This window comes from Sulfurimonas sp. HSL1-2 (genome assembly GCF_039645565.1).
In the GTDB taxonomy this organism is placed as follows: domain Bacteria; phylum Campylobacterota; class Campylobacteria; order Campylobacterales; family Sulfurimonadaceae; genus Thiomicrolovo; species Thiomicrolovo zhangzhouensis.
This window is the reverse complement of record NZ_CP147914.1, coordinates 213,851-226,013: the sequence shown is the minus strand read 5'-3', so window position 1 is coordinate 226,013 and position 12,163 is coordinate 213,851. Positions and strand designations below refer to the sequence as shown.

13 protein-coding genes are annotated in these 12,163 nt (G+C 56.1%); 7 read left to right on the top strand and 6 right to left on the bottom strand.

Annotation, left to right across the window (positions count from 1 at the left end):
- Positions 1-23: 23 nt before the first annotated feature.
- The gene (locus WCX18_RS01160; RefSeq protein WP_345988856.1) at positions 24-1,235 is read right to left on the bottom strand and encodes a NifS family cysteine desulfurase; all 1,212 of its coding nucleotides are present in this window, start codon (positions 1,233-1,235) and stop codon (positions 24-26) included.
- A gap of 259 nt (positions 1,236-1,494) precedes the next feature.
- Here WCX18_RS01160 and tig point away from each other — a divergent pair, with 259 nt between their 5' ends.
- From tig to WCX18_RS01130, 6 genes are all read left to right on the top strand, one after another.
- Positions 1,495-2,805, top strand: coding sequence for a trigger factor (gene tig / locus WCX18_RS01155; protein ID WP_345988855.1), 1,311 nt, complete (start codon positions 1,495-1,497; stop codon positions 2,803-2,805).
- A gap of 3 nt (positions 2,806-2,808) precedes the next feature.
- On the top strand, positions 2,809-3,399 hold the full coding sequence (gene clpP, locus WCX18_RS01150; RefSeq protein ID WP_345988853.1) for an ATP-dependent Clp endopeptidase proteolytic subunit ClpP: 591 nt from the start codon (positions 2,809-2,811) through the stop codon (positions 3,397-3,399).
- A gap of 16 nt (positions 3,400-3,415) precedes the next feature.
- Positions 3,416-3,937: a peptide deformylase gene (gene def, locus WCX18_RS01145; protein ID WP_345988852.1), complete on the top strand. Its 522-nt coding sequence runs from the start codon at positions 3,416-3,418 to the stop codon at positions 3,935-3,937.
- Positions 3,938-4,131: 194 nt separating this feature from the next.
- Positions 4,132-5,682 carry a YifB family Mg chelatase-like AAA ATPase gene (locus WCX18_RS01140; protein WP_345988851.1) on the top strand — a complete coding sequence of 517 codons (1,551 nt, stop codon included), beginning with the start codon at positions 4,132-4,134 and terminating at the stop codon, positions 5,680-5,682.
- Between the two features lie 133 nt (positions 5,683-5,815).
- Entirely contained in the window at positions 5,816-7,444 is a 1,629-nt protein-coding gene (locus WCX18_RS01135; RefSeq protein WP_345988849.1) for a L,D-transpeptidase family protein, read from the top strand.
- Between the two features lie 78 nt (positions 7,445-7,522).
- On the top strand, positions 7,523-8,071 hold the full coding sequence (locus WCX18_RS01130; RefSeq protein ID WP_345988848.1) for a DUF882 domain-containing protein: 549 nt from the start codon (positions 7,523-7,525) through the stop codon (positions 8,069-8,071).
- A gap of 6 nt (positions 8,072-8,077) precedes the next feature.
- Here the strand turns inward: WCX18_RS01130 and WCX18_RS01125 are convergent, their stop codons facing one another.
- Positions 8,078-8,515, bottom strand: a complete 438-nt coding sequence (locus tag WCX18_RS01125) for a DUF4395 domain-containing protein (RefSeq protein WP_345988846.1) — start codon at positions 8,513-8,515, stop codon at positions 8,078-8,080.
- 223 nt (positions 8,516-8,738) lie between these two features.
- Between WCX18_RS01125 and WCX18_RS01120 the strand changes: the two genes are divergently transcribed.
- Positions 8,739-9,608: a M23 family metallopeptidase gene (locus WCX18_RS01120; protein WP_345988844.1), complete on the top strand. Its 870-nt coding sequence runs from the start codon at positions 8,739-8,741 to the stop codon at positions 9,606-9,608.
- Here the strand turns inward: WCX18_RS01120 and WCX18_RS01115 are convergent.
- From WCX18_RS01115 to luxS, 4 genes are all read right to left on the bottom strand, one after another.
- A complete protein-coding gene (locus WCX18_RS01115) occupies positions 9,585-9,983 on the bottom strand; it encodes a hypothetical protein (protein ID WP_345988843.1) in 399 nt (132 codons plus the stop codon). The genes WCX18_RS01120 and WCX18_RS01115 overlap by 24 nt on opposite strands.
- A gap of 126 nt (positions 9,984-10,109) precedes the next feature.
- Positions 10,110-11,186 carry a YeiH family protein gene (locus tag WCX18_RS01110; protein WP_345988841.1) on the bottom strand — a complete coding sequence of 359 codons (1,077 nt, stop codon included), beginning with the start codon at positions 11,184-11,186 and terminating at the stop codon, positions 10,110-10,112.
- 154 nt (positions 11,187-11,340) lie between these two features.
- Positions 11,341-11,646, bottom strand: coding sequence for a hypothetical protein (locus WCX18_RS01105; RefSeq protein WP_345988840.1), 306 nt, complete (start codon positions 11,644-11,646; stop codon positions 11,341-11,343).
- A complete protein-coding gene (gene luxS, locus WCX18_RS01100) occupies positions 11,646-12,161 on the bottom strand; it encodes an S-ribosylhomocysteine lyase (protein WP_345988838.1) in 516 nt (171 codons plus the stop codon). The genes WCX18_RS01105 and luxS overlap by 1 nt, the downstream gene beginning before the upstream one ends.
- Positions 12,162-12,163 lie beyond the last annotated feature (2 nt).

Below are 12,163 nucleotides of genomic sequence, written 5' to 3'. Positions count from 1 at the left end.
TGCTTTCCTTCTCTCTCTAATTCTCAGTGCATTTCGCACGCAGTGGCTTCACCGCCGGGCGTCGGTTTGACTTTGGCGTATGAGCTGGAGATCGAGCGCAGGCGCTCGACAGCCGATTTGAAGTGGTCGATCACGTAATCAACCTCTTCGTCCGTCGTATAGCGGCTAAGGCTCAGGCGGATGCCGGTGTGGGCCAATTCGTGGTCCGCACCGATCGCGAGCATAACCGTGTTGGCTTCAAGGTCCTCGGAAGCGCACGCGGAACCGGTGGAGGCACCGATTGCGGCGTTGTTGAGGTCCCACAGCATCCCTTCGCCTTCCACCCCGCGGATGGAGATGAGGATCGTGTTCGGCGTGCGGTGGTCGCGTTCACCGACCGTAAAGGTATCCGGGATCAGCTTGAGCAGCGCATCCTCGAGGCGGTCGCGCTTGGCGCTGATGGTGGCCATCTTCTCTTCGATATTCTCTGTCGCCATTTCCAGCGCCTTGCCCATCCCGACGATGTAGGGGACGTTCAGGGTGCCCGAACGGCGGCCGCCCATGTGCTCGCCGCCGTTGAGCAGCGGGGAGAGGGCCTGTCCGTTACGGATATAGAGTGCCCCGATCCCTTTCGGGCCGTGGAACTTGTGTGCGGACATCGACATGAAGTCAACATGGACCGCCTGGACATCGACCGGGATCTTGCCGACTGCCTGGACGCCGTCGGTATGGAAGAGCACGCCCTTCTCTTTACAGATCTCGCCGATCTCTTTGATCGGGAAGATCATCCCCGTTTCGTTGTTTGCCCACATGACGGAGACGAGCGCCGTCTTCTCCGTAATGAAACTGCGCAGCATCTGCGCATCGATAATACCCTGCTCGTTCACCGGAAGGTAGGTCACATTGACACCCTGGTCCTCCAGGAATTTACAGGTCGAAAGGACGGAGGGGTGCTCCACCTCGGTTGTAATAATATGGTTCTTTTCCCCGTGAAGGATCTTGTCGATCCAGACGGATTTCAGTACCCAGTTGTTCGATTCGGTTGCACAGGACGTAAAGACGATATCGTCATTGTCCGATGCATTGATCGCCGCGTAAACCTGGTCGATCGCTTTCGAGATCGCCGGGTGGGGCGCCGTACCGAATTTATGCAGCGAGTTCGGGTTTCCGTACTGCTCGCTGAAAAATGGAAGCATTGCTTCGACAACCGCCGGATCCACCATGGTTGTCGCATTGTTGTCCATATATACTTGCATCGCTCTTCCTCAATTCAAACGTATTTTGATAACAATTTTAAAAAAGACAATTTTTGTCCTCTTTTGCGTGGTGAGATATTAGATCATCTGTCGTTAGAACTTCCTTAATCAATTTTTATACTTAAAAAAGCTTAAGAAGCCCGTACCGCCGAAAACTAAGAGTGATGTTAATCTAATTAAGGTAGAATTGCGCAATTTTTCTCCGTATTGCCGCATGGGCCGAACCGGAAGAAACAGAAGATAAAGGTAAGAGATCACCATGGAAATGAGCACCAACAAAATCAACGCAGCCAATGCCGAAATCAGCGCGACCGTCACTGCAAGTGACCTGGACAAGCATTTCGACAACATGGCCAAAGAGCTGAGCAAGCAAGCAAACATCCCGGGTTTCCGCAAAGGTAAAGTCCCCGTTAACGCAGTCAAGAAACAGTACGGCGAACGCCTCATGCAGGATGCCGAAAGCCAGGCGGTCCGCGAAGCCCTCAACGAAGGACTCAATGCCCTCAGCGTCGCAGCAGACGCCCTGATCGGCGAACCGCAGTTCTCCAAGTTCGACAAGAAAGAGGACGGCACCATCGAGATGACGATCAAAGTTGCGATGCGTCCCGAGATCGACCTCGGCGACTACCAGGCACACGTTCCGGAGGTCAAAGCACCGAAGATCTCTGCCAAAGCGGTCACGGACCGTATCCAGGAGATCGCGAAAGCACAGGCGCCTTTCGTTGACGTTGAAGAGGACCGTCCGGTCGAAGAGGGCGACACTGCCGTTATCGACTTCGAAGGTTTCCTCGACGGTGAAGCGTTCGAGGGCGGCAAAGCCGAAGAGTTCCCGCTCAACATCGGCAGCGGCCAGTTCATCCCGGGCTTCGAAGAGCAGATCATCGGTATGAAAGCGGGCGACGAAAAAATGATCGACGTCACCTTCCCGGAAAGCTACGGCAGCGAAAAACTGGCCGGCAAACCGGCACAGTTCAAAGTGAAACTGCACAAGATCCAGACCAAAGAGAAAGTCCGCATGGACGCAAAACTGGCCAAGCAGCTGCTGCCGGGCGAAGAAGAGCCGACAATGGATATGGTCAAAGAACAGGTCCAGAAGCAGCTCGAGAACGAAGAGCGCAGCAAACTCTTCAACGAAAAACTCAAGCCGGAACTGCTCGAGGCATTCGTCGCTGCGTACAGCTTCGACCTGCCGGAGTTCGTCGTCGAGCAGGAGATGGACATGGCGCTGAACAACAAAGCGCGTGAAATGAGCGAAGAGGAGATCACTGCGCTGCGCGAGGACCAGGAGAAGGTCAAAGAGCTCCGCGAAACCTTCCGTGATGACGCCACGCGCTCCGTCAAGGCGACCTTCATCATTGACGCCCTGGCCAAAGCCGAAGGCGTCAACGTCAACGAGCAGGAAGTCATGCAGACGATCTACTTCGAAGCGATGCAGACAGGTCAGGACCCGCAGGCAGTCTACAGCCACTACCAAGAGAGCGGCTACCTGCCGGCAATCCAGATGGCGATGGTCGAAGACAAAGTGCTCAGCGGCCTTCTCAACGCCAAGACGGCGACGACCGAAGAGTAACCCATGAGCTATATTCCGTACGTCATTGAAAAAAGTGCGCGGGGCGAACGCTCCTACGACATCTACTCCCGCCTCCTCAAAGACCGCATCATCATGCTCAGCGGCGAGGTCAATGACGCCGTCGCTTCGACCATCGTCGCGCAGATGCTCTTCCTCGAAGCGGAGGATCCGGATAAAGACATCTACTTCTACATCAACTCCCCGGGCGGCGTCGTCACCTCAGGGATGGCGATCTTCGATACGATGAACTACATCCGTCCCGACGTCGCCACGATCTGTATCGGCCAGGCGGCCTCAATGGGTTCCTTCCTGCTCAGCTCCGGCGCCCACGGCAAACGTTTCGCCCTGCCGCACGCGCGCATCATGATCCACCAGCCCCTCGGCGGCGCCCAGGGACAGGCGACCGATATCGAGATCCAGGCCAACGAGATCCTGCGCATGAAAAAGGAGCTCAACGGCATTCTCGCCAAGAACACCGGCCAGAGCCTCAAAAAGGTCGAGAAAGATACCGACCGCGACTTCTTCATGAGCGCCGAAGAAGCCAAAACCTACGGCATCATCGACGAAGTCCTCGTCAAAAACGCGAAGAAATAAGCGACGGACGCTTCCCATGCAGCTTCCGATCGTCACCTACCCCGATAAACGCCTCAAACAGGTCTCCAAACCTGTTGAGCTCTTCGACGAAGCCCTGCACACCTTCCTGGACGACATGTACGAAACGATGATCGCTTCCAACGGCATCGGCCTGGCCGCCATCCAGGTGGCCAACCCGGTCCAGGTCCTGGTCATCAACCTTCCCGACGAACAGGGCGAGCAGGACAAAGCGCAGCTGCTGGAGATCATCAACCCGAAGATCGTGCTCAGTGACGGTAAGACCTTCTACCAGGAGGGGTGCCTCAGCGTCCCGGGCTTCTACGAAGACGTCGAGCGCTTCGAGACGGTGACCGTCAGCTACCAGGACCGCCACGGCAACGAACAGGTCCTCGAAGCCGACGGCCTGCTCAGCGTCGCCGTCCAACATGAGATGGACCACCTCGCCGGCAAGCTCTTCATCGAAAAGCTCACCTACACCCGCCGCAAGAAGTTCGAAAAAGAGTACAAGCGGATCCAGAAAGAGAAGAAGGGCAGCTGACGGCACTCCCTTCTCCGGGTATCAAACTCCAAAACACCTTTTAATTCATTCCTATACTCATAGACATCGACTTATAGTGCATTCCCTGAACGCAGTCTCATTCCGCAATACCCAATTCACATAATAATGGATACACGCATGCAGTCCATTCATTCAAACGCTAATTAACATTTAATGTTCATATAAATTTACAAGTGCTACTATATCTCCTGACCTATGGGAGTATCGTCATGAAACAGCTCAAATGTGCCACCCTCGAAGGCATCGACGCACTTCCGGTCACTGTCGAGTCCACGCTGACACGCGGTCTTCCCTCCTTCACCGTAGTCGGCCTGGCCTCTTCATCCATTTCCGAGGCGCGGGAACGGGTCAAAAGCGCCCTGCTCGCAAACGACTTCACTTTCCCGCCGAAACGCATCACGATCAACCTCAGCCCCAGCGATATCGAGAAACACGGCAGCCAGTTCGACCTGGCCATGGCCCTCCTGATCGCCCTGGACAATGCCGAAGAGGACTTTTCCGAGTGGTACGCGTTCGGAGAGCTGGGACTTGACGGAAGCATCAAGGAAAACGCCATGCTTTACCCGCTGATCCTCTCCCTGGCCAACCGGGGCGTGCTGCAAAAAGCCGTCGTTCCCCTGGAAGCACTCGACAAGCTCTCCAATATCCCCGGCATCACCTTTATCGGTGCGGCCACACTGCGCGAAGCCATCGCCTTTTTCAAAGCGGAACCCGGAGCCGAAGTACACCCGGCGGAGCCGAAAGCCATCCCTTTTCCCGCACAGACCCTTGGCGGGGTGCGTTACTACTACCGAAAGCATTATCCCGATGATTTCAGGGAGATACGCGGTCAGGAGGTCGCAAAGCGCGCCGCGCTCATCAGTGCGTGCGGCATGCACAACCTCCTGCTTGAGGGGAGCCCCGGTTCCGGAAAGTCGATGATCGCCAAGCGGCTCCGCCATGTGCTGCCGCCTCTGACGGACAGTGAACTCCTCGACATCGCCAAACTCGACGTCCTCGAAGGCAGGGAACCCCACTTCACACCGCTGCGCCCCTTCCGCTCGCCACATCACAGCGGCACGTCGGCCTCCATCTTCGGCGGCGGCAGCCACCGGGCGCAGATCGGCGAAGTGGGCCTGGCCCATAACGGCATTCTCTTCTTTGACGAGCTCCCCCACTTCTCCAAACAGGTGCTCGAGGCCCTGCGCGAACCCCTGGAAGACAAACGCATCCGTATCTCGCGGGTTCACTCCAAGGTGGAGTACCCCACCGACTTTCTTTTCATTTCCGCCATGAACCCCTGTCCCTGCGGCAACCTGCTGAACGACGCCCTGGAGTGCCGCTGCACCGACCTCGAGATCAGGCGTTACCGTTCCCGGCTTTCCGACCCTTTTCTCGACCGGATCGACCTCTATGTACTGATGCAGCCTGTCCGGGCAGAGGACAAGCCTTCACTCACCTCGGAAGCGATGCACGAGACAGTACTGCGGGTCCATACCCTGCAACGCGCACGCGGCCAGGAGGTGCTCAACGGTCGCCTGGACGATGCGCATATCGATCTCTACTGCCGACTCGACAACGAGGGCCAGGCGTTGCTGACACAGGCCGTTCAGCGATTCGCGCTCTCCTTCCGCGCCATCAAGAAGCTTCAGAAGGTCGCCCGCACCATCGCCGATATCGACGGCAGTGCCGCCATTACCTCCGCGCATCTGCTCGAAGCGCTCAGTTACCGCCGCCGGACATAAGGTCGCAGAAGCCCTTCGCCCATATACTGCTATAATATGGGTATATACCCGTTAACAGTCCACCGAAATGAGACAAGACACTATTAGAAGATTTACACTGTTTTTATCTATCTTCCTGGTTTTCCAGAGCAGTTTGTATGCCCTGGGCACGCTGCAGGAGAATAATGATACGCTTCCCGTAGCCACCGTGCAGCTTCCCGGCGACGGAAATACGACATCAGTCTCTCCCGACCCCGTCGGGCTGCTGATCCGCGATTTCGTCGAAGACAATGCCACGCTGCGCACGATTTTGCCGACTATCCGGCCAAGCCTGATAGCATTTTATACCTCGCGTGCATACGCACCGCTTTGGAGCAATGAGCGCGGATGCCTTCCCGGAGCCGAAGCGCTGAGTCAGATGATCGACGGTATCGCGGAGGAGGGGCTGGACCCCACCGAGCCCTTCTACCACGGTAAAGCCGTCCGGACACTGCTGCAAACGTGCGTGGCCCCGGACGACCGGCAGCGTACCGAGCTTGACCTGCTCCTCACCGACGCCTTTTTGGCCCTCGCACACGACCTGCACTATGGTCGCGCCTACGGCAGCGATCTCAACTGCACCAGCGAGTACAATGCCCTCCCTATCGATCCGGCCCACCTGTTGAACGACGATGCGGTCCGGCAGAACATCCGACAGGTACTGCTGTCGGTCGCCCCGCAGGACATCGGTTATCAGCGGCTGCGAACGGCCCTGAACACCTATCGCCGGCTCGACGAAGCGGGGGGATGGAGTACGCGTACCGCCGACTATGCCGACGACGGTAATATCTCCCGGCGTCTTCAGCTGACCGGTGATCTTGTCGGTTCCGCCGACCCGGACCCGGAAGCAGAGAAACAGCGCCTCCTCCAGGCCGTCAAACGCTTCCAGGGGCGGCATGGCATTACCGTCGACGGTGTCGTCGGTCCTGTCACCGCTTCGAAACTGGCGCTTTCACCCTCAGCCCTCATCGCGAAGATCCGCCTGAATATGGAGCGCTGGAAATGGCTGCCCCCGCACGGCGACGGCCCCTATATCATCGTCAATGTTCCGGGCTTCACCCTGGAAGTACGCCGTGCCGACCAACAGGAGCTGCAGATGCGGGCCATTGTCGGACGGCGTGACCGCGAAACCCCCATCTTCGCTTCAAGAATGCAGTACATCGTCCTCAACCCCTATTGGCGTGTGCCGGAGACGATCCTAAACGAAGATCTTATTCCCAAGCTCGTCGCCGATCCCCACTACTTAACCAAAAAGAAGATCAAACTCTTTTCCGCAGCCGACACCACGGAATCGCAGCCGATCGATCCGCTCACCGTGGACTGGTCAAAATGGCATGAGCGTGATACGAAACGCTATGTCTTCCGCGAAGACCCCGGCGCGGAGAATCCGCTGGGCTATGTGAAATTTCTCTTCAACAACCCCTATGACATCTATATCCATGACACCCCGGCGCACTCCCTATTCAAAAACAGCAACGGCAGCTTCAGTTCCGGCTGTATCCGCGTACGAAAACCGTTCGAGCTGGCCCGGTACCTGCTATCGCTTGATGATCCGGAGGTCACCTACAAATCGCTCCTGACGCTGCTGCTTTCGGGGGAAAACCGCTGGCTGCGGCTGAAAAACACCCTGCCCGTCTATATCACCTACCAAACGGCCGCCGTCGATGATGAAGGCACCGTCAGATTCTACAACGACATTTACGGTTGTGATCGTAAACTAATAAAATACATCAAAAATAAATAAATAACAAAAAGAAATATTTATATTCATCATAGTATGGTATAATAGTTATATATAGAGAAAAAGAGAGGATTTCAATCGATGACGTTTGACCAAGCAATTGATCGTAGAGCATTTTTGAAACTGGGCGGGGTTTCTGCCCTTGCCGCAGCTTTTCCGAGCATTCTCTTGAGTAAAACGGAAGAGTATGAAAAGACGCTTTCGTTCTATAACATCCATACAGGGGAGTCGCTCCGTACTACTTTCTGGGCGGAGGGGAGCTACATTCCCGAAGCGCTGGAGGATATCAACAAGATCCTGCGCGATCATCGTACGGGGACGGAAGCAGCGATGGACAGTGAACTGCTCGACCTTCTGCATGCCGTCCGTACGAAACTCGACAGCAAAGAGGCGTTTCACATCATTTCGGGCTACCGCTCGCCGAAGACGAACGCCATGCTGCACAACAATACCTCCGGTGTCGCGAAAAAGAGCCTCCATATGCAGGGCAAGGCGATCGACATCAACCTGCCCCGCACGGAACTCTCCATGCTGCGCAAAGCGGCCGTCAGCGAAAAGATCGGCGGCGTAGGCTACTACCCCGAATCGCACTTCGTTCACGTCGACACGGGCCGCGTCCGCTACTGGTAACCCCCTTCAACGCCGCGACAGCAGCGGCAGAAACAGCGTATACACTTTACAGCCCACACAGAAGCCGCACGCGGCTTCGAGCAGCGCAAAAAGCCCCATCATTCCCATAAGCCATACGGCACCCATCCCATAGTCGACAACGGCCAGCACCATCGCTACGACCGCAAGGAGCAGCCCGATCTTAGCCGCAAACTTTTTCGGTCCCGCATCGACGGGTTTGGCCGTCATCGCAAACCGCTTGATGATCTGCCGGCTTACCAGAAAGAACGGGCTCCCTTTTGGTCTTCCCAGAACACGGATCGCGAAATCGTATACCAGCAGCGCCAGCAGCCAGGACGATCCGCTTCCCAAAAATGCAGCGGCGCTGAGTACGACCAGCATCGCCTGCAGTCTTACCTGATTTTCATCAATCTTTACCAATGCCACGGGGCAAGCAGCTGCCATGACGTCTCCTTTGAAGCGCCCGATAACTCCGGACGACCTAAATGATTTGAGCGATCATAACAGAGAAAACAACGAATACACAAGTAAATATACCTTATTACTAAAGTATTGTTTACCCTTCGTGACTTCGTCTACTGAGAGATGCGGCTGCCCGCTCCGTTAAATGGGCGCTTTACCCGAAAAGGCCTATACTGTTGAAAGTTCTATCCCGAGAGGAGTTCCTATGCGCTTTGGTTTTTCAGTGCTGTTCGTGCTGTGTCTGCAGCTGAGCGCGGACGCGACAGAGATCGCCAACGGTCAGACCGCGCTGATCAGCCTGCCGGCCGGTGACGAAGCACGCCTGTTTTACGAAGGCAAAGAGATCCCGATGCTGCGTCACCCGGCCGACCCCGCCAAAAAGATCGCATTGATCCCCGTCGGCTACCGAACCGCCCCCGGCGAAAAAGCGCTGCACCGGCTGACGCCGGAAGGGGACACCCTGCTCCCGCTGCGCATCATTGATGGCGGCTATCCCTCCGAAACTCTCCAGGTTCAGCCCTCCAAGGTCAAACCCAACCCCGAGCAGCAGAAACGCGTTTCCAGAGAGTATAGCGAGGCCATGAAGATCTACGGAAACTTTACGCCGACACGCTACTGGACCGCCCCTTTTGCCATGCCGATGCAGAGCGACGTCACCAGTGACTTCGGCACGGCAAGACTGTTCAACGGCAGCCTCAAAAGTTTCCACTCCGGCACCGACTTCCGTGCCACACCTGGCACCCCCGTCGATGCCGTCAATGACGGTGTTGTCGTCCTTGCCAAAGAGCGCTATTATGCGGGGAACTCCGTTCTCATCGATCACGGAGAGGGGCTTTACAGCTGCTACTATCACCTCAGCCGTATCAATGTCAAGGTCGGCGACAGGGTCATCAAGGGCGAGCAGGTCGGACTCAGCGGAAGTACCGGCCGTGTTACCGGCCCGCACCTCCACTTTGCCGTAATGGTGCAAGGGGTCCAGGTCGACCCGATGCAACTTCTCACAACCCTCAATACGCTTTTCGAAGACGCAGGATCATCCCGCCTGGCTGCGTCACGCGAAGCTGACGCCGAATAGGGCCCCATCCAACGAAGCCACGGCAGTGATCCGCTGGGTGCAGTACATTCCCTTTGCGTTTTTCGCCCGGTAGACCGTTTGCACATGTAAACGCTCTCCCTTCCGCTCATAGTTCGTTCTAACATGCACATAGCTCTCCGGCATGCGCAGCCGTTTGAGCAGGTATTGTGTCAGCACGATATGCGAACCGTCCGTCGTGTTAAACTGTTCGGCAAAACGTGATTGCTCACCATAAGCGCTCTCAGGCCGCTGAAGCTGCAGCATTTCATCCGGCAGCCGTCGCTCGTCCTCAAGGCCTTTGCCGTCAACACTGCCTGTACTCACGAGCAACAGCACGGTAAGCGCATGTTTTACATAGTCTGTTATGGGTTTCATCGTCGATTCCGGTAGGGATTTTCCCCCATTGTAAATCGTAAAAGAAAATATATGTCACACCGTAGAAAGAACAGGAGGCGGAACGGCTTCACATGAAGCGGTTCCTCATTGAAGGAGAGGGGACTGTTAGAACGTGGCCACGACCACTTTGGTGACGTAATAACCACCAACAACCAGCCAGACGAACATCGCACCGGCAGCATAGATCGGCTTGAGGCCGAGGCCCTTGAACTTCGCGAAACGCGTTCCCATACCGAGTGCCGTCATCGCCATCGTCAGCAGAAACGTATCGATCTCGTTGACATAGGCGATCGTCGAGGTGATCAGCGCCGCAAGCTCCTCGCTCGCACTGCCGTGAACATAACCGTGAATCAGGGAGTTGACCCCCGCCATCCCGACGAAGTAGACGGCGAACCAGGGGATAACGAGCTTGATAACACCGCCCTCGCTGCCGCTTTTCTTCGCGGTGTAGGAGAGGTAGATCCCCAACAGGATCAGCATCGGGGCGATCATGATGACGCGGGTCATTTTGACGATAACGGCCGCATCGCTCGCCTCGGTGCCGTACGCGCCGCCGACGGCGACGACCTGCGCAACTTCGTGGATCGTGCCGCCGACATAGATACCGAACTCGCGCGGTGTCATGTCAAAGACGCCGGCGCTGTAGAGTGCCGGGTAGAGGAACATGGCGATCGTACCGAACAAAACGACCATGGAAACGGCGATAGCCGCTTTATGCTCTTCGGCTTTGAGGACCGGCTCTGTTGCCAGGACTGCAGCCGCACCGCAGACCGATGCACCCGATGCCGTCAACATGGCCGTATCGCGGTCGAGACCGAATATCTTGTTCCCCAGCCAAGTCCCGAGGATAAACGTCGAGGCCAGCATAATCAGTGAGACCATAAAGCCTTCGATCCCGACTTCGGCGATCTGCTGGAAAGTGATGCGGAAACCGTAAAAGACAATGGCGAAACGCAGGATCTTCTTACCGGAGAAGACGATCCCGCTCTCCCAGGCTTCCGGGAAGTGGTTATGCAGCGTGTTCGCGTAGAAGATACCGATCACGATACCGACGACCAGAGGAGAGATCCCCAGTTTCGCTACCGGTGCAAGCGCTGCGATGTAGGTAGCAGCAGCGGCAACGATTGCGACAAAGATGATGCCGCTGATCGTCCCTTTGCGTTTCTCTTTGGAAAAAGCCATATAATCCCTTTTGACGGGCCATCCCGGCGGTGCCTAAACTGCCCCGCCGCGGGAAAGCCATTTATAATTGGTCGTAATTATACTGTTTTTGGTTTATTAAGAAAAATAAGGGAATATTGATACTTGATTCAGCTTAATTGAAAGAAAACCGGCGTCAAAACGCCAGTTCGTGCAGCTCTTTGAAGAGGAAAGCTTCGACGATGTCATCGATGGAGCGCTGCATATGGGCGACGAGCACCATCATCTGCTGTTCGATAAATTCCATCACTGGCTCATAATCCCCGCTGACGATGATGGCATCCGGCCACTCTTCCAGGGCGGCTTCTTTGTCCGCGAAAAAACGGACTTCGACGACCTGCCCCTCTTCCACGTCGATCAGACCCCAGGTCTTGACCTCGGCGATCGGAACGAGCACACCTTCCTGGGTATCCTCACTGTCCATAGGAACCAGCAGTTTCATCAGCAGACCGCCTTTTCGACTTTGGAAAGGTCCAGTGCCAGCGCTTCGTTGTCCATAACACCGATCCCTTTTTCAAGTACACCCGACGCAATCGCCTTGGCTTCGTCAAGCGAGTGCATCTTGCAGGTTCCGCACTGGTAGAGGTTGAGTTCGGGGATATCCTCCTGGTGTTCCACAGCGAGCACATCGTTCATCGACGCTTTCCAGGCATCTGCAACGCGCTCCTCGTCCGGGATTCCGATCACGCTCATGTAAAAACCGGTACGGCACCCCATCGGGGAGACGTCGATGATCTCCACGTTGTTGCCGTTGAGGTGGTCGCGCATGAATCCGGCAAAAAGGTGCTCGAGGGTGTGGATCCCACGCTCGGGCATGATCTCCTCGTTCGGTTTGCAAAAGCGGAGATCAAAGACCGTGATGGCATCACCGCAGGGCGTTTTCATCCCTTTGGCCTTGCGCACTGCAGGGGCAGGCATGATGGTATGGTCGACCGTAAAACTGTCGAGTAAAGGCATAT

Coding starts and splice junctions, on each gene's coding strand:
- WCX18_RS01160 (WP_345988856.1), bottom strand. CDS start 1,235: ATGCAAGTATATATGGACAACAATGCGACAACCATGGTGGATCCGGCG.
- tig (WP_345988855.1), top strand. CDS start 1,495: ATGGAAATGAGCACCAACAAAATCAACGCAGCCAATGCCGAAATCAGC.
- WCX18_RS01115 (WP_345988843.1), bottom strand. CDS start 9,983: ATGAAACCCATAACAGACTATGTAAAACATGCGCTTACCGTGCTGTTG.
- WCX18_RS01125 (WP_345988846.1), bottom strand. CDS start 8,515: ATGGCAGCTGCTTGCCCCGTGGCATTGGTAAAGATTGATGAAAATCAG.
- WCX18_RS01120 (WP_345988844.1), top strand. CDS start 8,739: ATGCGCTTTGGTTTTTCAGTGCTGTTCGTGCTGTGTCTGCAGCTGAGC.
- def (WP_345988852.1), top strand. CDS start 3,416: ATGCAGCTTCCGATCGTCACCTACCCCGATAAACGCCTCAAACAGGTC.
- WCX18_RS01130 (WP_345988848.1), top strand. CDS start 7,523: ATGACGTTTGACCAAGCAATTGATCGTAGAGCATTTTTGAAACTGGGC.
- clpP (WP_345988853.1), top strand. CDS start 2,809: ATGAGCTATATTCCGTACGTCATTGAAAAAAGTGCGCGGGGCGAACGC.
- WCX18_RS01110 (WP_345988841.1), bottom strand. CDS start 11,186: ATGGCTTTTTCCAAAGAGAAACGCAAAGGGACGATCAGCGGCATCATC.
- WCX18_RS01105 (WP_345988840.1), bottom strand. CDS start 11,646: ATGAAACTGCTGGTTCCTATGGACAGTGAGGATACCCAGGAAGGTGTG.
- luxS (WP_345988838.1), bottom strand. CDS start 12,161: ATGCCTTTACTCGACAGTTTTACGGTCGACCATACCATCATGCCTGCC.